This is a genomic window from Pedobacter sp. CAN_A7 (assembly GCF_015752175.1).
Classification (GTDB): domain Bacteria; phylum Bacteroidota; class Bacteroidia; order Sphingobacteriales; family Sphingobacteriaceae; genus Pedobacter.
Map to the genome: position 1 here is coordinate 52,036 of NZ_JADOUW010000004.1, position 22,895 is coordinate 74,930.

General features: G+C 41.4%; 16 protein-coding genes. 3 read left to right on the forward strand and 13 right to left on the reverse strand.

The annotated features are described in order from the left end of the window. Nucleotides 1–11 precede the first annotated feature (11 nt). The 3 genes from IWX76_RS15030 to IWX76_RS15040 form a co-directional block, all read right to left on the reverse strand. A complete protein-coding gene (locus IWX76_RS15030; RefSeq protein ID WP_196860851.1) occupies nucleotides 12–2,807 on the reverse strand; it encodes a 2-oxoglutarate dehydrogenase E1 component in 2,796 nt (931 codons plus the stop codon). 66 nt (nucleotides 2,808–2,873) lie between these two features. Next, nucleotides 2,874–3,752 (reverse strand): MerR family transcriptional regulator, encoded by an 879-nt coding sequence (locus IWX76_RS15035; RefSeq protein WP_196860852.1) that lies wholly within the window; start codon nucleotides 3,750–3,752, stop codon nucleotides 2,874–2,876. A 68-nt stretch (nucleotides 3,753–3,820) separates the two neighbouring features. After that, the gene (locus tag IWX76_RS15040) at nucleotides 3,821–5,101 is read right to left on the reverse strand and encodes a DASH family cryptochrome (protein ID WP_196860853.1); all 1,281 of its coding nucleotides are present in this window, start codon (nucleotides 5,099–5,101) and stop codon (nucleotides 3,821–3,823) included. A 153-nt stretch (nucleotides 5,102–5,254) separates the two neighbouring features. Between IWX76_RS15040 and IWX76_RS15045 the strand changes: the two genes are divergently transcribed. Then, nucleotides 5,255–6,163, forward strand: a complete 909-nt coding sequence (locus IWX76_RS15045; RefSeq protein WP_196860854.1) for a TIGR01777 family oxidoreductase — start codon at nucleotides 5,255–5,257, stop codon at nucleotides 6,161–6,163. Continuing rightward, entirely contained in the window at nucleotides 6,163–7,470 is a 1,308-nt protein-coding gene (locus IWX76_RS15050; RefSeq protein ID WP_196860855.1) for a cryptochrome/photolyase family protein, read from the forward strand. The genes IWX76_RS15045 and IWX76_RS15050 overlap by 1 nt, the downstream gene beginning before the upstream one ends. A 5-nt stretch (nucleotides 7,471–7,475) precedes the next feature. Here IWX76_RS15050 and IWX76_RS15055 read toward each other — a convergent pair whose 3' ends face one another. The 9 genes from IWX76_RS15055 to IWX76_RS15095 all read right to left on the reverse strand — a co-directional run bounded on the left by IWX76_RS15055 (nucleotide 7,476) and on the right by IWX76_RS15095 (nucleotide 19,956). Continuing rightward, entirely contained in the window at nucleotides 7,476–8,372 is an 897-nt protein-coding gene (locus IWX76_RS15055) for an FKBP-type peptidyl-prolyl cis-trans isomerase (protein WP_196860856.1), read from the reverse strand. Between the two features lie 6 nt (nucleotides 8,373–8,378). Next, nucleotides 8,379–8,873, reverse strand: coding sequence for an FKBP-type peptidyl-prolyl cis-trans isomerase (locus tag IWX76_RS15060; RefSeq protein ID WP_196860857.1), 495 nt, complete (start codon nucleotides 8,871–8,873; stop codon nucleotides 8,379–8,381). 115 nt (nucleotides 8,874–8,988) lie between these two features. After that, entirely contained in the window at nucleotides 8,989–10,779 is a 1,791-nt protein-coding gene (locus IWX76_RS15065; RefSeq protein ID WP_196860858.1) for an acyl-CoA dehydrogenase family protein, read from the reverse strand. 47 nt (nucleotides 10,780–10,826) lie between these two features. After that, nucleotides 10,827–12,005 carry an acetyl-CoA C-acyltransferase gene (locus IWX76_RS15070; protein ID WP_196860859.1) on the reverse strand — a complete coding sequence of 393 codons (1,179 nt, stop codon included), beginning with the start codon at nucleotides 12,003–12,005 and terminating at the stop codon, nucleotides 10,827–10,829. 30 nt (nucleotides 12,006–12,035) lie between these two features. After that, nucleotides 12,036–14,399: a 3-hydroxyacyl-CoA dehydrogenase/enoyl-CoA hydratase family protein gene (locus IWX76_RS15075; protein WP_196860860.1), complete on the reverse strand. Its 2,364-nt coding sequence runs from the start codon at nucleotides 14,397–14,399 to the stop codon at nucleotides 12,036–12,038. Next, nucleotides 14,380–14,835 (reverse strand): MarR family winged helix-turn-helix transcriptional regulator, encoded by a 456-nt coding sequence (locus IWX76_RS15080; RefSeq protein ID WP_196860861.1) that lies wholly within the window; start codon nucleotides 14,833–14,835, stop codon nucleotides 14,380–14,382. Before IWX76_RS15080 ends, IWX76_RS15075 begins: the two co-directional genes overlap by 20 nt. Before the next feature lie 281 nt (nucleotides 14,836–15,116). Further along, nucleotides 15,117–16,430, reverse strand: coding sequence for a DUF6089 family protein (locus IWX76_RS15085; RefSeq protein WP_196860862.1), 1,314 nt, complete (start codon nucleotides 16,428–16,430; stop codon nucleotides 15,117–15,119). 66 nt (nucleotides 16,431–16,496) lie between these two features. Next, on the reverse strand, nucleotides 16,497–18,209 hold the full coding sequence (gene ggt / locus IWX76_RS15090) for a gamma-glutamyltransferase (RefSeq protein WP_196860863.1): 1,713 nt from the start codon (nucleotides 18,207–18,209) through the stop codon (nucleotides 16,497–16,499). Next, the gene (locus tag IWX76_RS15095) at nucleotides 18,187–19,956 is read right to left on the reverse strand and encodes an AMP-dependent synthetase/ligase (RefSeq protein ID WP_196860864.1); all 1,770 of its coding nucleotides are present in this window, start codon (nucleotides 19,954–19,956) and stop codon (nucleotides 18,187–18,189) included. Before IWX76_RS15095 ends, ggt begins: the two co-directional genes overlap by 23 nt. 206 nt (nucleotides 19,957–20,162) lie before the next feature. Here IWX76_RS15095 and IWX76_RS15100 point away from each other — a divergent pair, with 206 nt between their 5' ends. Then, complete coding sequence (locus tag IWX76_RS15100; RefSeq protein WP_196860865.1) at nucleotides 20,163–20,642, forward strand: hypothetical protein; 480 nt, start codon at nucleotides 20,163–20,165, stop codon at nucleotides 20,640–20,642. A 386-nt stretch (nucleotides 20,643–21,028) separates the two neighbouring features. Here IWX76_RS15100 and IWX76_RS15105 read toward each other — a convergent pair whose 3' ends face one another. Beyond that, entirely contained in the window at nucleotides 21,029–22,816 is a 1,788-nt protein-coding gene (locus IWX76_RS15105; protein WP_334642038.1) for a M61 family metallopeptidase, read from the reverse strand. Between the last annotated feature and the right edge of the window lie 79 nt (nucleotides 22,817–22,895).

Genomic DNA, 22,895 nt, shown 5'->3' on the forward strand with positions numbered 1-22,895 from the left:
GATGTATTATTTTAATCTACGTTGTATATTTTACTTACCGATTTCTTGGCAATTTTCTGTTCTTTTTCCGTTACAGGCATTTCAAATGCTTTAGCTAAAATGTAAGCTTGCTGATCGGCATGTTGTTTGGCAAAGCCCGAAGCGGTACTGCTGCTTTCTTTTCTGGAAATCACTTCGATAGCACTAAAGCTAGTTTTTCTTAACTTACGCACCAGATATGGCCAGGCACCCATGTTCTCAGGCTCTTCCTGTACCCAAAGCGCCTCTTTAGCATTTTGGTAACTTGCATAAACAGCTTCCATTTGCTGAAGCGGTAAAGGATAAAGTTGTTCTAAACGAATAATCGCAACATTTTTGATCTGATCATTACGTTGTTTCTCCAACAACTCATAATAGATTTTACCACTGCAAAAAAGAACCCGGTTGACGTCAGTTGCCGCAATATTTGGATCTGCAATAACTTCCTGGAATCTACCTTCTGTAAATTCTTCTAATTTAGATACACATGCCGGGTTACGCAATAAACTTTTCGGCGTAAATACCACTAAAGGTTTTCTGAAATCACGTGCAAACTGTCTGCGTAAAGCATGGAAAAAGTTTGCTGGAGTTGAACAATTAATCACTTGCATGTTATGGTCTGCACACAACTCCATAAAACGTTCAATTCTGGCTGAAGAGTGCTCCGGCCCCTGGCCTTCGTAGCCATGAGGTAACAGCATCACTAACCCATTTTCACGCTGCCATTTCGTTTCTGCACTTGCAATATACTGATCCACTACAATCTGAGCCCCATTAAAGAAGTCGCCAAATTGTGCTTCCCAGATCGTCAATGCATTTGGATTAGCCATGGCATAACCATATTCAAATCCTAGAACACCATATTCAGATAAGTGGGAATTGTAAATATCAAATGGCCCCTGTTCTGGTGACAAGTGTGCTAATGGAATATATTCCTCCTCCTGATCTTCCAGCGTTAACACCGCATGACGGTGAGAGAAAGTTCCACGTTCTACATCCTGACCGCTTAGTCGAACTCTTTTACCTTCGGCCAATAATGTACCATAAGCAAGTTGCTCACCCATTGCCCAATCGAATATGTGGGTAGCCGTAGCCATTTTATTACGCTCATCAAAGAGCTTTTCAATTTTCTTGAAGAACTTTTTGTCCCCAGGTAAAGTGCTTATTTTGTTGGCAATAGACAATAAAGTCTCTTTATCTACAGCAGTGTCTGGCGACTTGTCAAAGTCTTTTGCAGATGCAATACGCATATCTGCCCATGCACCACCAAATTTAACATCCTGATAAGTAGACACTAATTCTTTGGCTTCATTTAAACGTTGCTGCAAAATACCACGGAATTCTTTTTCCATTTCTTTTGCCATGCTTGCTTCCAGTGAGCCTTCTCCAATTAATTGCTTAATATAAATATCACGGGGATTAGCATGCTGCTCAATCGCTTTGTATAAAAGTGGCTGGGTAAATTTAGGCTCATCTGCCTCATTGTGCCCAAACCTGCGGTAACATAAAATATCAATAAAGACATCGTTTTTGTACCGCTGGCGGTATTCCATAGCCAGGTTAATGGCATAAACTAAAGCTTCCACATCATCACCATTCACATGGAATACTGGCGACAAGGTAACTTTAGCAATGTCTGTACAATAGGTACTGGTACGTGCATCTTTGTAATTGGTGGTAAAACCAATTTGATTGTTAATCACCAGGTGAATAGTACCCCCGGTTTTATAACCATCCAAACCAGCCATCTGAATTACTTCATAAACGATACCCTGACCAGCAACTGAAGCGTCACCATGTATTAAGATCGGTGCAATGCGCGCATTGTCGCCACCGTATTTAAAATCAATTTTAGAACGTGTCAATCCTTCTACCACACCATTAACGGTTTCCAGGTGTGAAGGGTTAGGACAAAGACTTAAGTGAACTTCTTTACCCGCGTTTGTCGTCACGTCAGTAGAATAACCCAAATGGTATTTTACATCCCCACCAAACGGAGAAGTAGCGCTATAGCCCTTACCTTCAAATTCAGCAAAAATATCTTTATAGGTCTTCTGCATGATATTGGCAAGAACGTTTAAACGTCCACGGTGTGCCATACCAATCACAAACTCTTCGATTCCTAAGTCGGCACCTTTTTCAATCACTGAATCCAATGCAGGAATTAATGCTTCTGCACCTTCCAATGAAAAACGTTTCTGTCCAAGAAATTTAGTCCCTAAGAAGTTTTCAAAGCTCACAGCTTCATTCAACTTCTTTAAAATCCTTCTTTTCTCATCAATAGAAAACTTCGCCGTATTACGGGTGCTTTCCATTTTATCTTCAATCCAGGTAAGAACTTCTGGGGTACGAACATACTTATACTGTGCACCAATAGAGCCGCAATAGGTTTGTTCTAGAAAAGCAACAATATCGCTCAATTTAGCTGCACCAATGCCTATTTCTACACCTGAATTAAAAACTGTATTTAAATCTGCATCACTTAAACCGAAATTCTCCAGGGATAAGGTAGGCAAGTGTTTTCGTCTTTCACGAACAGGATTAGTTTTGGTAAACAGATGGCCCCGGTTGCGGTAGCCATTAATAAGATTTAGTACATTAACCTCTTTGAAAAAGTGCTCAGGCGCCTGAGTAGCTACTGAACCATCTGAAGAACTCCTTCCGAAGTCAAATCCTTCAAAAAATTTCTGCCATCCAAATTCTACAGCATCGGGGTCTTCTTTATAAGCTTTGTATAAGGAATCAATGTATTCAGCATTTTCGCCGCTGAGATAAGATAAATTATCCATTATGTTTTTGAAATTCTATAAGTACGGTAAAATTAGGATTTTACCTTATAAAACAGGCAAAATTCTTTATATTTCTTCGAGAAAGTCGACCATATCACAAACATTTTTTAGGGGTATCAACCGCTCGTTCATAACAATGTCAAATTCAGAAATTAAACTGCCGGCAACCAACAGTGGAACTCCTAAATTGCCCATTACTTTACCAATTATCTTGTTTACGTCCTTTCCTAAATTTAAAGAAGTAAGCACCATAAACGCATAGTCGGGTTTAAAAGCATCGATAACTTTATTAATATCGCTATATGGAATATCCTGACCAATATACAGGGCATCATGCCCGCATCTCTTCAACAAGTACCTTGCAAAAAGCAATCCAATTTCATGAGTCTCTGCTTCGGGAAGGAATAAAAGGAAACGTTTAGGGCTTTTCTTAATCGGCTTTTTCACCTTAGCAATGGCAATAATGAGCTGATCCCGAATCAGGTTACCTGCGAAATGCTCATGTGCAGGATCCAGTGTGCTGGTTTGCCACAACATACCCACCCTTTTCATAAAAGGGAACAATACAATGTCCATGGTTTTTACCAAACCCATCTCCTTGATACATCCCGATAATATTTTTGAAAAAGTTTCTTCATCATAACGAAGCGTCGCTTCAGAAAGATTAAGCACCTGAACGGCATCATTATTCCAGTCGGCTTTCATTTGGGCAACCAAGTGGTTAATTTGCTCTGAACTTAAGCTGGCTATCTTACTTATTTTATAGCCATTTTCATTTAAGGTGACAATATTCAACAGCATTTTCAAGTCCTGCTCATCATAAAAGCGAATGTTTGTCGACGTCCGTTTTGGCGGCACCAAATTAAATCTTTTTTCCCAAGCCCTTAAAGTGTGCGCCTTTATGCCAGTAAATGACTCTATATCACTAATTGAAAATCTTTTCACAGTATGATAACAAAACTTAAACTAATTGGTTTAAAATACAATAATTGCCCATAAGACAATGACCACGTTTATATAGAAACATTAATATCAAGCATTTTTAATTGCTTGTCTAAATTAAATGTGCTTTTTGATGCATGGCCAGCCTTTCCTCCGCCGGCTACAATAGCCCAGTTGCACCAATTATTTGCAGGGGCGTAATCTATTGATTTTTCTTCAAAATACGCTGCCCCCTTCATCCAATTCACTTTTAAGACATAAATTAGGTAGGTGGCTAATAATACCCTGCCGGTATTGGTTACAAAACCAGTTTCATTCAATTGCTGCATATAGTCATCAACCAACCCATGGCCTGTTGCACCCGACTTCCATTGCTCCAGTAAGCTATTTTCCTCTGCTTGAGTTAACACCTGCGCCGGTTGCTCGGCTAATTCTTCAAAAAATGTAAAGCCATGTTTTTTAAGCATAAACCTAAAGTAATCGCGCCAAAGTAAACCTAAAATGATTTGATTGAAATTTGCATGTCCACCATGTTCCTCTTCGGCATCTTTGACCATCCAGTAGACCATCCTTGGCGATAAACAACCCACCGCCAACCATGGTGATAAACGGGAAGAAAACCCAGCTTTCCCCGCACCAGTTTTTGCTATTTTTAGGTATATGGCAGCGCCTGGAGCTAGTAATTCACTGAGGTGTTGTAAACCCGCCTGTTCTCCACCAATTAATTCATGCTGTATTGGTTCCACCAAAGCATCAACCTGCAGCAAGGTCTGTAAATCAGGTATCAATCCCCAATCGTCTACTTCAGTGAAATTGATAACTTCAGGGGACAAAAAACAAGCCTTTACTATAGCATCGCGTTCAGTTTTTTTCTTAAACTGAGCAAAAACATCGGGTATATCTTTAATGGGAAAAGGTAAATCCTCTTTGTTATATAAGGTATGTCCAATGAAATGACGAAGATTAACCTGAATTTTCCATAAGCGATCCTCTACATCTGCAGAAACAATCGTTTCAGCTGAGGCCACTTCGCGGTGATGATAGACCTCTGCGATATCATATTGCTCCACTAAGTCAGGCAGAATGTCTTCGGGATGACCGTTTAACACGAGTAAATTGCCACCCAATTGCTGAAATGATTCACGCAACGCTGCTACACTCTCCTGCAGGAACCTGGTCCGGATGTTCCCTGATTTAAAAACAGGGGGCTCCACGGAAAGCTGAAAGGTGCGTGGGTCGAAAATATAAACCGGTAAAATTTCGTTAGACTTAGCAATAGCTTCCACCAACATTTCGTTATCATGCAGACGGAGATCATTTCTAAACCAGACTAATATCTTCTTGGGCTTCATTTTGAATAGGCATATTTAGGGATTAGGGTAAAAGTACCTCATTTTCGTAACTTTAAGCAAACTGCCTCTATAATAATTACACAAGCAAAACAATTTGTGACAATAAAGATTCTTTAATAGTAGATTACAACCTGTGAAAAACAATTAAACCCCATGAAAAAACACATCTTAATCACCGGAGCTACAGGAATGATCGGAAAAGACCTGTTAAAGGCCTTAATAAAAGAAGGACACACCGTCTCGGTATTAAGTAGAAAGCGCATTAAACTTGCGGGGGTAAAGGTATTCCTGTGGGATGTATATCGCCAGAAAATTGATGCAGCCTGCCTGGATGGTGTAGATACCATCGTACACCTGGCGGGTGAAAATATAGCCACTAAAAAATGGACAAAGGAGCGTAAGGAACAATTAATCGACAGTAGGGTGCGGTCAACCGAATTGTTATACAAAACCCTGAGGGAAACACCTCATCAAGTGAAAGACATGATTTCCGCCTCAGCAGTGGGCTATTATGGAGATTGTGGTGATGAAATTTTAACAGAAACCCATGAAAATGGTTACGGATTTCTGGCCGAATGTTGTGAACAATGGGAGAAAGCGGTAGACCAGGGAGCGCAATTAGGACTTCGGGTGGTAAAAATTCGAACAGGCTTTATCCTTAAACACAATGAAGGTGGGTTGGCAGCCATGGATAAACCCATTCGCTTTTTTGTAGGTTCACCCTTAGGCACCGGCCAACAATGGGTACCCTGGATACATTATAAAGACATCACTAACATTTACATGGAAGCCATCTCCAACACCAATATGAACGGTGCCTACAATGCCTGCGCACCGTATCCGGTAAGCAACCAAACCCTAACAAAAAGTATTGCCCATATTCTCCACAGACCCGTTTGGCCAGTAAAAGTTCCAGAAACTGTGCTGACAACGATCCTTGGAGAAATGAGTGCAGTAGCCTTAATGAGCACGAACACCTCCGCACAAAAGCTGCTTGACGCTGGTTATATTTTCAGCTTCACTCAGTTAGATGATGCTTTAAATGATATTTATACTTCCTGATGCAGAAAGAAATCGCTATTTGCTGGCTCCGTAGAGACTTGCGCTTAACTGACCATACCGCCTTATACCATGCCTTAAAAAGTGGCCATCCAGTATTACTCCTCTTTATCTTCGACACTAATATTTTATTGCCGCTGCAAAATAAAAAGGATGCCCGGGTTACTTTCATTTACCAAACGCTGCAGGATATGAATCTGGAACTGCAAAGCCAGGGTTCCTCCCTGTTGGTGAAATATGGCACACCAGAGCAGGTCTTTTCACAGTTAACGCAACAATACCTGGTGAAAGGGGTTTATACCAACCACGATTATGAACCTAGTGCCCGCCAGCGTGATGAACAGATCAAGGAACAGTTGCAACAGCAAAACATTCCACTTCATGCTTATAAGGACCAGGTTATTTTTGAAAAAAACGAAGTTATTAAAGACAATGGCACTCCATATACGGTTTTCACCCCATATTATAGGAAATGGCAAACTACACTTAGTCCTTTTTTCCTCAAGCCCTATCCGGTAGAAAAATATTGGGACAACCTCTTAAAAACAGATCCTTTACCTTTTCCTTCCATCACTGACCTGGGTTTTGAAAAGTCCGATTTACATTTCCCTTCGGCACAGTTTGAAGAAAGGCTTGATCAATATGAGAGCAGAAGGGATTACCCGGCCGACGACGCCACCACCCGCATAGGAATGCACCTGCGGTTTGGAACGGTGAGCATACGCGCCGCAGTGCGTACCGGACTGGAACAGCAGGCCCATAAATGGGTCTCTGAATTGGCCTGGCGCGAATTTTACATGATGATTTTATGGCATTTCCCCAGAACGGTGAATACTTCATTCAAACTTCCCTACGATAACATCAATTGGAGAAACAACGAAGCCGAATTTGCGGCCTGGTGCGCCGGAGAAACGGGTTACCCGCTTGTTGATGCCGGCATGAAACAAATGAACCAAACCGGCTTTATGCATAACCGGGTACGCATGGTGGTGGCCAGCTTTTTAACCAAACACCTGCTAATCGACTGGCGCTGGGGTGAGGCTTATTTCGCAGAGAAATTGTTGGATTACGAAATGGCAAGCAATATTGGCGGCTGGCAGTGGGCATGTGGCTGTGGCAATGATGCAGCACCCTATTTCAGGGTATTTAACCCAGAGCTTCAGGCAAAGAAGTTTGATCCGCAAAACACTTATATCCATCGTTGGGCCCCTGCTTATAAACAACAAAAGCATGTACAACCGATTGTTGAACATGCTTTTGCAAGAGAAAGAATATTAAAAGTATTTAAAGCCGCTTTAGATCGCGGATAGTTATTTTAATTCGCTACGTCCAGTACTTCTACATCGAAATCCAATACTGTATTTGCTAAAGTACCCGCTGGAGTTCCTCCCCTGCCATAAGCCAACGGCGATGGGATCAACATTCTCATTTTCCCACCTTTTTTAAGCAAAGGAAGGACTTCTTGCCAGCCTGCAACCACCCCATTAAGTGGTAATACTGCCGTACCATCAGTAGACGAATCAAAAGTCACACCGTCAAGGGTTTTACCTGTATAGTTAACCGTAAGCGAAGAACGAAGACTGATTGGCTGACCACCTGATCCAGGAGCAGATATCGCATAATAAACTCCTGAAGGATGTTTTACCATGCCAGTAATGTTTTTAGCCGCAATAAATTCCCTGATCACACGGTCGTCAACTGCTGCCTGGGTTCTTTCCGGCAAAGTCGTTATCACAAGATCTATAACCTCATTTGGCGGCACGTTGATATTCGTTAGTCCATTTCTTCCAAAAGCAAGGTAAGATGGCAAGAATACCCTTGCTACACCACCTGGTTTTAAAGCCAACATGGCTGTTCTGATTGCAGGAACATCAATAGTCACTAACTTATTCGCATAACCCACATAAGTAGCCAGGTTAGTATTCACCGGATCTGTATAATAAACCGTACCATTTGCCAACGATTTCACAGCAACGTGATAAAATACAGAATCTGTGGATTTAAAAAACGTGCCGGTATCACCCTGGCTAACCACCTGGTAGTAAAAGCCGGTTGTGTCTTTAGTTGCTGTAATGTTATTAGCGGTAATATATTGTTGGATAACAGCGTCATCGGTTGTTTCAATAGCCTCATATTCTTTTTTACAAGACCCTAAAACCACTATTAACCCCATCAATGCAAGCGTATAAGCTGCAGTTATTTTTTTAAGCATTGGTACTTATTTTTTTGGTATTTGTTTATATACTTTTACTAAATCAACGGTAAAATCCAATGGCGAATTCGCCGGAATCGGACCAACCGGTCTGTTGGTATACGCCATTGTCGAGGGAACGATCAACCTGATCTCTCCACCTTGTCTGATCAGCGGAACCCCTTTTTGCCATCCTTCGATTACACTTTCAAGTACAAATTTAATCGGTGTACCGTCAGACGAATCAAAAACAGTTCCATCCAGCAAACGGCCTGTATAGTTTACTTCCACCGTGTCAACTAAAGCAATGTTTTCTGTGCCTGTACCTGGCTTGATCACCTGGTAGAATAGACCTTCATGCTCTTTAACGCCGATTAGTTTTTTCTCTGCAATAAATTTGTGAATAATTGCTGTATCTATACTGTATTGGGCAGTACTATCATATTCTACTTCTTTCTGACAAGCTGAAATAGCAATAGTTAAGACGGCTATTGCCAATAAAATCTTCTTTTTGAACATCATTTACAAAAATAGTCTTTTATTAGGGATAGCACAATTTTTAACCATTTTTAACAAATACCATAAAAAAAGGCGCCCCTAATGCTAAGGACGCCTATATTATTCGAGATTATGGTAATTAATAACAATACTTGTTTGCTGCAATCAACTCTTGTGCAACTTTCTGACGTACATCTTTTACGTTAAAGGCTTCCATTTTAGTAAACCTGCGTAAACCCACCATCATCATGCGCAGTTCATCGCCCTCGCCAAAAGCCCAGAGTGCTTCTTTTCCAGCTTTCTGAACACCGTCAACAGCTTCCATAAAGTAAATACGCATCATGTTCAGTTGTCCGCCACAAGCTTCTTCACCTCTCATGCTCACCAATTTCTCCGTCCTCAGCATCACAGATTCTGCAACATATACATAACTAGCCATATCCGCAATATTCATCAATACCTCCTGCTCTTTTGATAAGCTCATCATCAGCTTTTGAACAGCAGCTCCGGCTACCATTAAAGCAGCTTTTTTCAGGTTCGTAATGATTTTCTTTTCGGCAGCAAATAAGGTATCATCTTCTTCGCTAAAATCAGGAATAGACATTAATTCGCCAGCAACTGCAGTCGCAGGCGTCATTAAATCCAACTCGCCTTTCATGGCGCGTTTCAGCATCATATCAACCGTTAACAGGCGGTTAATTTCGTTGGTTCCCTCAAAGATTCGGTTAATCCTGGCATCACGGTAGGCACGATCCATCGGTGCATCGGCAGAAAAGCCCATACCACCGTAAATTTGCACCCCTTCATCCACTACATAATCTAAAGCTTCAGAGCCCCACACTTTTAAAATTGCACATTCTACTGCAAACTGCTCCGTCGATTTCAACTTCGCTTTATTCACTTCCATACCACTTGCAACAAGGCTGTCAAAAGCATCATCAATGTTTTGTCCAGCGCGATAATTAGCAGATTCTACAGCATATACCTTAGTCGCCATTTCGGCAAGTTTATGACGTATAGCACCGTACTTAGAAATAGGGCGATCAAATTGAACCCTTTCGCTGGCATAATTCACTGCACTGTTAATTACCGATTTCGATGCGCCAATAGCTGCTGCAGCCAGTTTGATACGGCCAATATTTAAAATGTTAACCGCTATTTTAAACCCATTCTCGCGGTCTGACAGCATGTTTTCTACCGGCACATGGCAGTCGTTAAAGAATACTTGTCTGGTAGACGACCCTTTGATGCCCATTTTATGCTCTTCAGGATTCATAGTAATGCCACCAAACTCACGCTCTACGATAAAAGCAGTCAGGTTTTTATCATCATCTATCTTTGCAAAAACAATAAAGATATCTGCGAAACCACCATTGGTAATCCACATTTTCTGCCCGTTAATCACATAGTGTTTACCGTCGTCACTTAATTTTGCTTTTGTTTTACCAGAATTAGCATCTGATCCTGAATTAGGTTCTGTCAAACAATAGGCAGCTTTCCACTCCCCGGTTCCCAGTTTAGGAATGTATTTTGCTTTCTGCCCCTCGTTTCCATAGTATAGAATTGGCAACGTACCAATACCTGTATGGGCTGATAAAGCTACGGCAAAGGAATGTCCAGCACCAATCACATCTGCCACCAACATAGAGGTATTAAAGTTTTTGCCAAAACCACCAAACTCTTCAGGAATAGAAACGCCTAAAATACCTAATTCACCGGCTTTATCTAATAACGAAGGCATTAAACCTTCTTCCATTTTATCAATGCGATCCAGGTTAGGAAAAACCTCTGCCGTTAAAAAATCACGGCAGGTTTGGGCAATCATTTGTTGCTCTTCATCAAATTCTTCAGGAATAAAGACCTCCTGGTAAGTGGTATCCTTAATCAGGAACTCCCCACCTTTTATTGTTTTTTTGTCTGTCGTTTCCATATATTTTATTTTATGCAGCTATTCAAAAGCCTGCAGATTTTTATCTTTTATAACATCTCGAAAATACCCGCAGCACCCTGTCCGGTACCAACACACATGGTCACCATGCCGTATTTTTTTTCTCTTCTTTTCAGTTCGCTAAAAAGCTGTACGGTTAGTTTTCCCCCGGTACAACCCAATGGGTGACCAAGCGCAATAGCACCACCATTTACGTTCAGAATGTCAGTGTTGATACCCAATTCACGAACAATGGCCAGAGACTGCGAAGCAAAGGCTTCATTTAACTCAATCAGGTCCATTTGGTCAAGTGTCATCCCTGCCATTTCCAAAGCTTTAGGAATCGCATAGATCGGTCCGATACCCATAATTCTTGGCGGCACACCTGCCACACCATAACTCACCAGTCGAGCAATAGGCTCTACACCCAGCTCTTTCATTCGTTTCTCAGAAACAACAAGCACAAAAGCAGCACCATCAGAAGTTTGCGAAGAGTTACCGGCAGTAACGCAACCATTTGCTGCAAATACCGGTTTTAACTTTGCTAATTTCTCTATGGAAGTATCTGCACGAGGCCCTTCATCTGTATCCACCACATAACTGCGACTTTGTTTCTTCATGTTGGCATCAACATAATTTTCAGTAATGGTAATGGGTACGACACCATCTTTCAGGTGACCATTTTTAATGGCTTCTACCGCTTTGCGGTGCGAGTGATAAGCAAACTCATCCTGGTCTTCGCGACTCACCTTATATTCTTTGGCCACCGCTTCTGCGGTTAAACCCATACCCCAATACCAGTCTGGATTGTTTTTAGCCACCTCTGCATTTGGAACTAATTTCCAGCCGCCAAAAGGCATACCCGACATCACCTCTACTCCACCTGCAATAATACAGTCGGCCATACCGCTTCTAATCTTCGCTACGGCAGTGGCAATGGTTTCTAAACCCGAAGCACAGTAACGGTTTACGGTTACACCAGGTACTTTATCAGTATTGAGGCCCATTAAAGAAATCATGCGCCCAATATTTAAACCTTGTTCTGCTTCAGGTGTGGCATTACCCACAATAACATCATCAATTTGCTCCTGATCCAGGTTAGGCACCGAAGCCACCAGGTGTTTGATCACCTCAGCGGCTAAATCATCAGCTCTTGTAAAACGGAATACACCACGTGGGGCCTTGCCCACTGCTGTACGATATCCTGCTATTATATATGCTTCCTGCATGTCTATGTCTTTATAATAATCTGTGTATAATTAGTTTCTTAGCGGTTTTCCCTTGGTCATAATACTCTGTATTCTTTCCAAAGTTTTACGTTCTCCACATAGCGATAAAAACATCTCCCTTTCCAAATCCAGTAAATACTGCTCGGTGACTTCCGTAGGTGCCGATAGATCGCCTCCACACAATACATAACCTAGTTTCTCTGAGATCTTTTTATCATGTTCTGAGATATACTGCCCAGAATACATGGAGTTTGCACCCGCATAAACAATACCTAAACCTTGTTTTCCCAATACCCTGATATCTTTGCGCCTCACCGGTTGTGTATATCCTGCATCGGCCAGTTCAATGGCTTTAGCTTTCGCATCTGCAATTAAACGGCTCCGGTTCATCGAAATCGAATATTTATCTTTTTGCAGGTAGCCCAGTTCAAAAGCTTCCACAGCTGATGTAGAAACCTTCGCCATACCAATCGTCAGAAAACGCTCTTTTAACACGTTTTGCACAATCTGGTCGTCTTTGAATTCATCTGAGGCACGCAGGGCGAATTCTTTGGTTCCGCCACCACCCGGAATCAGGCCTACTCCAAATTCCACCAGTCCCATATAAGTTTCTGCGTTAATCTGTACGTGATCGGCATGTAAACTAAATTCACAACCTCCACCTAAAGTCAGGTTATGCGGCGCAACCACTACTGGAATTGAAGAATAACGTATGCGCATCGCCGTGTTCTGGAACATCCGGATCGCCATATTCAACTCATCCCATTCCTGTTCCACGGCCATCATAAAGATCATTCCCACGTTTGCACCTGCTGAGAAATTAGCCCCATCGTTGCCAATCACTAAACCTTTATATTCTTTTTCGGCCAGGTCAATGGCTTTATTAATCGCCTGTAGGGTGTCGCCACCAATGGTATTCATTTTAGAATGAAACTCCAGGTTAATAATCCCATCGCCCAGGTCAATAATAGAAGCACCTGAATTTTTCCAGATGGTTTTATTGGCCCGCAGGTTATCTAAAATGATAAAATCACCGGCACCTGGAACCGCCTTATAAGATTGGCTTGGAATATCATAGTATTTTTTAACGCCGTCTTCTACTTTATAAAATGAAGTGTGCCCGGCATCCAACATTTGCTGTACCCATGCAGCCGGCGTATGGCCATATGCTTTCATGCCATCCACGGCTGCTGTTATACCTACCGCATCCCATAACTCGAAAGGACCCAGGTCCCAGCCAAAACCAGCACGCATTGCATCATCAATGCGGTATAACTCGTCTGATATTTCGGGAATACGGTCAGATACATATTCAAATAAACCAAAGGAAGAAGCTCGGAACAGTTCAGCCGCTTTATCTTTACCTGTGGCAAAGATTTTCATCCTGTCCTGCAGATTCTCTACAGGTTTGGTTAATTCTAAGGTGGCCGACTTAACTTTCTGTTGAGGACGGTATTCCAGCGTTTTTAAGTCCAACGCCAAGATCTCTGTTTTACCCTCGGCTGTTTTTGTTTTTTTATAAAAGCCCTGTTTGGTTTTATCGCCCAACCAGTTATTTTCAGCCATCTTTTCAACATAAGCAGGCAACTTAAATAAGTCGTGTGCTTTATCTTCCGGACAATTATCATATAAACCTTTGGCCACTTTAATCATGGTGTCCAAACCTACTACATCTGTGGTACGGAAGGTGGCAGATTTCGGTCGGCCTAAAGCTGGCCCGGTAAACTTATCAACTTCTTCTACCGTCAGGTCCATCTTTTCCACCAGGTGTAAAAGTGCCATGATGGAATATACACCTACACGATTGGCAATAAAGGCTGGGGTATCCTTACACAATACGGTAGTTTTACCCAGGAACTTGTCGCCATAATGCATCAGAAACTCCACAATTTCTGGTTTCGTTTCTTTAGTAGGAATAATTTCCAGCAAACGCAGGTAACGTGGCGGATTGAAAAAGTGAGATCCACAGAAGTTCTCCCTAAAATCAGCACTTCGGCCTTCGGCCATTAAATGAATTGGTATACCAGAAGTATTGGAGGTAACCAGGGTTCCCGGTTTACGGAATTGCTCTACCTGGTCAAATACTTTTTTCTTAATGTCTAAATTCTCAACAACAACTTCAATGATCCAGTCGTACTGAGCGATCCTGGCCATGTCGTCTTCAAAATTTCCTGTAGTAACTTTCTGTACAACTTTTTTTGAATAGACAGGTGATGGATTAGTCTTCAATGCGGTTTGTAATGCCGTATCCACAATGCTGTTTCTTGGTCCTTCTTTAGGAACAATATCTAACAATAATACCTCTACACCTATATTCGCAAAGTGACAGGCAATACGGGAGCCCATGATGCCAGAGCCCAGAACTGCTACCTTATTAATCTTTTTGTTTATCATCTTCTGTAGTTATTGTATATGCTAAAGTGAGTTTATTAACTTTTTGCAAGGTCGACACCAGGTGGTTTCTTTCGGTAATGCTAAGGTTGGCGTTCAGGTATTCGTTAAAGGCAATCACCACTCCTTTTGCCACCTGACGTTTCTCAATCCCAAACTCGGTTAGGAACACTTTGACGGAGCGCTTGTCGCCAACAGCAATTTCCCGGTAAATCAGGTTTTGCTCTTCCATGTTATTCAACATTCTGGAAAGGCTGGTGGCCTTCACTCCCAGCAAACCTGCCAGTTTAGAAACTGGAGTTCCTTCTTTCTCGATATTAATTAACACGTAGCCAATAGCTTGTGTAATACCAACCCCTGAAGCAATCTGGTTATAAGAATTGGCCATATTTTGCCAAACCACCTTTAATAAATAATCTATTGTTTCCTGCTGTTTCATTTATTATTATGCTTGCATAACAAAGCTAATTAATATTAACCTGCAAAACAAGTATAATTTATGCAAAAAAAAGCTTGTTGTTTTGATTAACGACAAGCTCTTTTTTTGGGGAATATTTTCAACCTAAATAGGATTGGATCCCCTATTGGAACAGCCATTTATTAAATTCATATTAATGATATCACCACACATTGCACTACCTATTATACCGCCAAAAATGTAATCCACAAAAAAAGCCGCACCTATTACAGTGCGGCTTCAATAACCCGAAGGTTTAATATTTAAAATAAAGTAAACTCTACTCTTCTGTTTTGTTGACGACCAGAAGCCGTTTTGTTAGAAGCGATTGGTTGGTTTGGACCATATCCTGTTGCTTCAATTCTAGATGCATTAGCACCTTGAGAAACTAAGTAAGCTTTTACTGATTCTGCTCTATCTTTAGATAAACCTAAATTCAATTTCATTGAACCTGTGTTATCTGTGTGACCAGCTAATTTCAAGCTAAAGTTTTTCTCTACTAATAACGCAGCAACTTTATTCAAAGTAGCATATGATTTTGTTCTTAAAGTAGATTTACCTAAATCAAATTCTAAGTTTCTAATCGCTTCGTTAACCACTTTACGATCTGCTTCAGTGATAATTACTTTCGGAGCAGGAACGTTTAACGGACAACCAGAACCATCAACCACAACACCTTTAGGGGTATCAGGACATTTATCTAATTTATCAGCAACACCGTCACCATCTGTATCAGTTAATAAGTTATCCATATCAGCTCTTAAACGTGCGTTTTCTGCTTTTTGAGCATCAAGATCACCTTTAAGTGCGTTAGCAGTAGCTTTTGCAGCTAAAGCCTCATCATAAGTTAAAGCTACAGGATTATGCCATGCCAATTGTTTGTCGCTGCTACCCAGAGAGAACTCTAAACCAGCATAAGCATAGTTATATTTATCATTAGTACTTCCTTTGTAAACACCGTCAAGGTTATCGCCATCAACAAAGTTTACAGTCCAGCCTAAATCAAAGTTGATTTTATCTGTAACCCTGAACTTAGCACCAACACCTACCGGAATTACCAGTTCAGTTGCCGATCCGTCGCCAAATTCTGTTGTTCCAGCTGCAGTGGTTATCTCAGTTTTGTAACCCGCTAAACCAGCACCAGCTGATGCGTACAATTGTACGTTATCTTGCTTTCTAAACATGTTAAGGTTTAACATATTCACTTGTGCATTTAAAGCAGCCGACCAGCTTAATTCTGTTTCATATGCTGTAACTGCATCGGTATTAGAATATCCGCTTTCATACGGCTCTAAATTATCTCCACTTAATTTTCCTTTAACACCATCTAATTTAATGGAAAAACCAGGCGTAATTTGCTTTTTAATGTATAATCCGTAACCTAAGTTAGTTTTCCAGTTAGAGAAATCATTTTTTCCTCCAAGCGGTGAAATAGGTGATAAAGCACCTGCATTGATACCAATTGACCAGGTATTTAATTTTGGTGATGTACCAAGCGAATCTTGAGCTTGAACACTATTTGCCATAAATAAAGCGGCAACAGCAGCAGGCAGGCATTTTAATAAATTTTGTTTCATAATTTAAATTTTATACTTATAACACAGTACATATCACATTACAATTTCTGTACCACAAAATCTAATTTACCATCCAACGGCTTTGTCATCACCCCTAGGGTCAGCTCCAGCCTGGTAATAGCCCCATTTATTTTTTAATATCGCATCTACCCTACCAATCGGCCCACGCACCTTGATGGGGTATCCTTTTGATTCTAATTTCACACGGGTAACACTATCTAAAGCGCCTTCCTCCACCTGCACAACGTCAGGTAACCACTGGTGGTGAAACTTCTTCGCATTTACAGCTGCCTGCATGCTCATATCAAAATCAATTACATTCAATATGGTCTGAAATACCGAAGTCATAATGGTAGATCCTCCAGGTGTACCTACCACCATAAACAAATCTCCTTCTTTTTCTAATATTGCTGGTGTCATGGAGCTCAGCATACGTTTATCCGGCTGGATCGCATTTGCTTCGCCACCTACCAAACCGTACATATTTGGTGCACCTGGTTTCACGGAAAAATCGTCCATCTCATTGTTCAAGAGAAAACCTGCACCTTTAACCGCCACTAAAGCGCCATAAGAGCCATTTAAAGTGGTAGTAAGGGATACCGAATTTCCTTCACGGTCTACAATAGAAAAATGAGTGGTTTCTTCATGTTCCGCGGGTGGCATCACTCCGGCACCTATGGCTGAGCTTAACGTTGCTTTTGCCCAACTGAAATTACTCATGCGCTGTTTCAGGTAACTGCTTTCCATTAGGTGTTTTTGCGGCACCTTGTAAAAATCAGGATCACCCAGGTGTGCTGCACGGTCGGCATAAGTGCGGCGTTCGGCTTCTACCATTAATTGCACCGTTGAATCGGCATTATGCCCCCATTTTTTCAAAGGATAACCTTCTACTGAACCTAGCAATTGAAGCAGGGCAATACCTCCACTGGATGGTGGCGGCATAGTAATCACTTTATAACCTCTATATTGCCCGATGATGGGCTTACGCCAGATGGCTTTATAATTTTGTAAATCTTGTTTAGTGATAATGCCACCCGTACGCTGCATCTCTGCAACCACCGCATCGGCTACCGTACCCTGGTAAAAACCATCACGTCCATGATCGCGAATCTGAATCAGGGTTTGCGCCAGTTCGGCTTGCACCATTTTTTCACCAGCTTGCCATGTACCCTCTTTTATTAAAGCGGTTCCCAAAGGGTTTAATCGCGAAAAATCATCGTGTAATTCGTTTAGTTCCTTAGCCTGCTTCTCCGTTACTTTAAAACCATGTTGTGCCAGCAAAACTGAGGGCTCAATCAAATCGGCCCATTTTAATTTTCCATATTTCTGGTGCGCTTCATACATACCAGCAACCGATCCCGGTACCCCAGCGGCAAGCGTACCATACAAACTTTTGTCTACGATTGGCTGCCCCAGGGAATCCAGATACATGTTTCTCGATGCTGCAGCAGGTGCTTTTTCCCTAAAATCCAGGCTGTTGGTTTCGCCTTTGGCAGATCGATACACCATAAAACCACCCCCACCGAGGTTTCCTGCATTAGGATACACCACGGCTAAGGCAAACTGTACGGCTACTGCGGCATCTACAGCATTCCCACCTTTTTTTAAAATGTCAATCCCTACTTGAGAAGCTTCCTCCCGGGCAGAAACCACCATTCCGTTGCGGAATTCTTTACTGCTTTGTTTCCCCAGTTGTCCGCCGGCACAGCCAGTGATTAAAAAAGGGATAAATAATATAAGGATAAAGGTTGAAGACCTACCCTTTAAAACTTTCTGCATCTTTATACAATTTTTCAATAATATCAATATTTCGTTCTAAAATAACCTTTCGCTTAAAGCTAAGTTTCGGGGTCAACTCTCCACCATCTACACTCCATTGTTTAGGCAATAATGCAAAACGCTTTACTTGCTCCCATTTCCCAAAGTCCTGGCAGCTGTTTTCTACAATTTGTCCAAATTTCTCCAGCACCTGCGGATGTTTAACCATCTCGGCATCGCTGGTGTAAGAAACACCTTTTTTCTCTGCCCATGACCGCAAGGCCACAAAGTTAGGCACAATTAACGCAGCTGGAAATTTCCGGTTTTCCCCCAATACCATGACCTGCTCAATTAAAATGGTTTCCTTAAACTTATTTTCCAGCATCTGCGGTGCTACATATTTACCCCCTGCTGTTTTAAAAATTTCTTTCTTCCGGTCGGTAATTTTAAGAAATTTACCTTCCAGAATTTCGCCGATATCACCGGTATGGAACCAGCCTTCACTGTCAATAGTTTCTGAAGTCAGGTCATCACGTTTGTAATAACCTTTCATCACCGCATGACCACGTGCTAATACCTCCCCATCAGGTGCTATCTTTATCTCCATGCCATCTAAGGCCACACCCACCGTACCAAACTTGGTATGGCCAAAATGGTTGACGGTAATCACCGGCGAGGTTTCCGTTAAACCATAACCTTCAAACACTGGCATACCTGCCGCCCAGAATATCCTGGCCAGCCTTGGGTTTAGCGCAGCACCACCCGATACAATAACCACAATGTTACCGCCCAGGGCTTCCTGCCATTTTTTGAAGACCAGTTTTCTGGCCACTTTTAGCTGGAGGTTATAAAACCAGTTACCTTCCAGCTCATATTGTTCGGCCAGACCTACCGACCAGAAAAACATTGCCTTTTTTACGCCGGTAAGGGCTTTACCTTTTTCCATGATTTTTTCATACACCTTTTCCAGTAAACGCGGAACTGTAGTAAAAACATTGGGTTTTACATGCTGTATGTCGGCCACAATCGTCTCCATGCTTTCAGCATAATAAATCGAAATACCTGAATACAAATAAAGGTATACGATCATGCGCTCAAAGATGTGCGATAAAGGCAGAAAACTCAATCCTTTGGTCATGCCTTTTGGCACCACTACCGCAGAATTTTTAAAATTTTGAATCAGGTTATTGTGGGTAAGCATCACCCCTTTAGGTGTGCCTGTGGTTCCTGAAGTATAAATGAGGGTTAATATATCCTCCCCAGTTACCGACTGCCTGTAAGTATCCAAATCAATGTCGGTCTTTAATGCACCGGCAGAAGTAAGCTGTTTCCAGTTGTCGGCGCCAGGTACTTCTTCTATGGTATAAATCGCAATCGGCTGTGCCAGCTGTGCAACAGCCATTTTTACTTTTTCATATAATTTGGCATCTTCCACAAAAACAAGACTCACCTCGGCATTCTGCAGAATAAACTTAATGTCTGTTTCAGGTAACGTTGGATATAAAGGCACCTGATAAGCACCAATCTGCATAATAGCGAAATCCGTGATGTTCCACTCCGGACGGTTATGGGCCATGACCGCTACCCTGGATCCTTTAACTATACCCTGTTCTATGAGTCCGCGACTCAAGTCGTCTACCTTATTGATAAACCCCTGGGTACTATTAACATTCCATTTTCCATCTTTTTTACCATTGATAAACTCGTCTTTTGGAAATTTCTGAAGATTATATTGGAGGAGGTCGAATACACGTGTGATCTCAGACATAGGGCTACGGGTTAGATTTGGTTTTTCTCTAGAATATCAAATCTAACAAATTATCTTTTTTAAAAAAACCGATTTTAATTTTGGTCTGTTTTATCTATACCATTTATGATGGGGGCACAATACTCCATAAAATAAAAAGACTTAACGAAGAGTCGGCATAGTATTTGCTCACTGCTTTCACTTTAACATACATTTTAATAAACATCATGAAAAAAATCTTTACTATTTTAAGCTTAGTATTTATTACGACCCTATGCCTGCACTCGACTTCGAATGCACAAGATTATAAAAATGCAATCGGTGGACGTTTTGGAACGGCTAACGGTGTAACTTTCAAAACAAGTTTAGGTGGCAACAAAATGATCGACATCATTGCCAACTTCAGGTCACATAACGACATGGATTATTTCCGCTTAACTGGTTTATATGAAATCTATAACCCAATTGCTGGTGCACCTGGTTTAAACTGGTACTATGGTATCGGTGGTACCATCGGTTCTGTTAACCACAAACATTGGGATAACAATGATTTGTACTTATCACTTGATGGTGTTTTAGGTTTGGATTACAAAATCCGTACTGCGCCAATTAACTTCTCTTTAGACTGGAAACCAGCAATTGAACTTGCTCCGGATACTGAATTTGATGGTGCTGGTCTAGGTTTATCGGTTCGTTTCACGTTCTAAATAAAACACAATATCTGGCGTTTAATAGCCAGTCAGGATTTAAAAAAAGGTTGCCGGAATATTCCGGCAACCTTTTTTTTATGTGAAAACCCCTTAATTAAGGTAGTTAATTTAATTCAGGTCAATGGCGTCTCTGCAGCGACAGTAGAGTGGCTATCCCTCCATTCAAATTCACTTCATATTAAAACCGTATTGAATCCAAGTATTTCTAGAGAAACTTGGTTTCAACTTGGACTGAATATGGACTTAATATGGATTTAGGTGCCCTCCATGTCGACCGAATTTATGCTTAATATTTAGTTCCTTCATGCAGTTGCCTCGAAAACCACTGCTACAAAAAAGGGCATCCGATTGCCGGACACCCTTAATATTTTAAGTGTTTATTACTAAATTCCGAACCAGCCTTTACGTACAGCTACTTGTTGAGGAGTGGCGTTTGCATTAAGTTCTGCAACTAATTTAATGTTAGGATTGGCCATTAAAGTTACCGGAATGGATTTATTCACGCCATCTCTAATCACATCTACCTTTATTACATCACCTACTTTCTTGCCTGTTATGACTGGCATGCGCTCGATAATAGCTTCTACCGGAACGCCTTCCACGCTAACAACCTCATCGTTTACATTTAAGCCTGCTACCCAGGCCGCTGAATTACGGGAGATGGAATTAATGTAAATCTTTCCTTCTATTCTTCTGGAAGATACGCCTAAATAAGGAATGCTTTTACCTTCGTTTTCATTCTTAACGTTAACACCTGCATAACCAAAGTATTTCACATAGTCTGCAGCAGCAGTACCGTTTACATATTTAGCCCAGAAATCAGTAAAGCTAATGCCGCTGATTTTCTCTGTCATCGCTTTGAATTCTGCATCGGTATAACCTCTTTTTAAAGTCTTACCCTGCTCATACATAGCTTTCATCACATCGTCAAGGCTTTTCTTTCCTTTAGTGGCATTGGCAATCTCTAAGTCCATCATTAAACCAATTACTTCGCCTTTGGCATAATAAGAAACAGTGGTATTGTTGGAGTTTTCATTCGGACGGTAAAATTTAATCCAGGCATCAAAACTAGCTTCTGCAGCCGATTGAACCTTCGCTCCTGGGGTATTTTCTACGTTAGCTACAGCGGTTGCCAGGCCAGTTACAAATTGTGCCTCATTTTTAAAACCTGAACGTAACATCAGTTTATTCTCATAATAGGCAGTAAAACCTTCAGAGATCCACAGGTTGGTGGTATAATTTTCTTTATCGTAATCAAAAGGCCCTAATGCCACCGGACGTAAACGTTTTACATTCCACAAATGGTAGTATTCGTGTGCAACAAGCTCTAAAAAGCCGGTATAACCACGCTCAGAAGTGTACTGGTCGCGAGATGCACCAAGTACCGTAGAGTTCAAATGCTCTAAACCACCGCCACCACGCAAAAAGTGGTGTACAATAAACGTATAGTGTTTATTTGGGTTTTCGCCATAAATGGCTGTTCCTTGTTCTACAATTTTTGCCATGTCTACTTTCAAACGGGCAGCATCGTAGTTTCCACCACCTACCATGGCCACTTCATGACGCACACCACTGGCTTCAAATTCAAAAACATCCTGATTTCCTACTTCTATAGGACTATCAAACAAGGTATCAAAATCTGGGGAATGGAAAGTAAACTGCTGGCCACTAACCGGAGCTAATCCAGTTGACACTTTGCTCCAGGTTTTGTAAGGAATAATTTTAACGGTACTTGCTGATTTTAGCAAGCCTGCAGGGTACATGAATATACCCGTTGAGGAAAGGAAGGCATGTTCTGCATCAACAAAAGAGGTACGAACAGAAATTTCAAAAGCATATACGCGGTAATTGATTTTTACGGCATTGGCTTTTGCATGGAATACCCTCCAGGTATTTTTATCAATCTTTTCTGCTTTAAGCGGTTTACCGGCAGCAGAGGCTGTAAAGCCTTCTACGTTTTTGGCAAATTCGCGTACCAGGTACGATCCTGGGGCCCAGACTGGCATTTTTACGTCTGTATATTCTTTCTGCAATCCCGATAGATCCATTTGCACTTCTGCATAATGTGCTTGCGGTTCGATAAAGCTTACTTCAAAGCCTATTTTCACTTGTGATTTGGCGGTCATACCCAAGGCAATAAATACCACTAACCCTACTAATGATTTTTTCATTTAACGATCTGTTTTCTTATTTCTATAGGCTGGCAAATTTAGTACTTATCTTTTTGCTTTACATGGCCCTAATTAATTA

Bases quoted from the DNA above. Each gene is read 5' to 3' on its own strand.
- IWX76_RS15030 (WP_196860851.1), bottom strand. From the start codon at position 2,807: ATGGATAATTTATCTTATCTCAGCGGCGAAAATGCTGAATACATTGAT.
- IWX76_RS15040 (WP_196860853.1), bottom strand. From the start codon at position 5,101: ATGAAGCCCAAGAAGATATTAGTCTGGTTTAGAAATGATCTCCGTCTG.
- IWX76_RS15045 (WP_196860854.1), top strand. From the start codon at position 5,255: ATGAAAAAACACATCTTAATCACCGGAGCTACAGGAATGATCGGAAAA.
- IWX76_RS15050 (WP_196860855.1), top strand. From the start codon at position 6,163: ATGCAGAAAGAAATCGCTATTTGCTGGCTCCGTAGAGACTTGCGCTTA.
- IWX76_RS15055 (WP_196860856.1), bottom strand. From the start codon at position 8,372: ATGCTTAAAAAAATAACTGCAGCTTATACGCTTGCATTGATGGGGTTA.
- IWX76_RS15060 (WP_196860857.1), bottom strand. From the start codon at position 8,873: ATGATGTTCAAAAAGAAGATTTTATTGGCAATAGCCGTCTTAACTATT.
- IWX76_RS15065 (WP_196860858.1), bottom strand. From the start codon at position 10,779: ATGGAAACGACAGACAAAAAAACAATAAAAGGTGGGGAGTTCCTGATT.
- IWX76_RS15070 (WP_196860859.1), bottom strand. From the start codon at position 12,005: ATGCAGGAAGCATATATAATAGCAGGATATCGTACAGCAGTGGGCAAG.
- IWX76_RS15075 (WP_196860860.1), bottom strand. From the start codon at position 14,399: ATGATAAACAAAAAGATTAATAAGGTAGCAGTTCTGGGCTCTGGCATC.
- IWX76_RS15080 (WP_196860861.1), bottom strand. From the start codon at position 14,835: ATGAAACAGCAGGAAACAATAGATTATTTATTAAAGGTGGTTTGGCAA.
- IWX76_RS15085 (WP_196860862.1), bottom strand. From the start codon at position 16,430: ATGAAACAAAATTTATTAAAATGCCTGCCTGCTGCTGTTGCCGCTTTA.
- ggt (WP_196860863.1), bottom strand. From the start codon at position 18,209: ATGCAGAAAGTTTTAAAGGGTAGGTCTTCAACCTTTATCCTTATATTA.
- IWX76_RS15095 (WP_196860864.1), bottom strand. From the start codon at position 19,956: ATGTCTGAGATCACACGTGTATTCGACCTCCTCCAATATAATCTTCAG.
- IWX76_RS15100 (WP_196860865.1), top strand. From the start codon at position 20,163: ATGAAAAAAATCTTTACTATTTTAAGCTTAGTATTTATTACGACCCTA.
- IWX76_RS15105 (WP_334642038.1), bottom strand. From the start codon at position 22,816: ATGAAAAAATCATTAGTAGGGTTAGTGGTATTTATTGCCTTGGGTATG.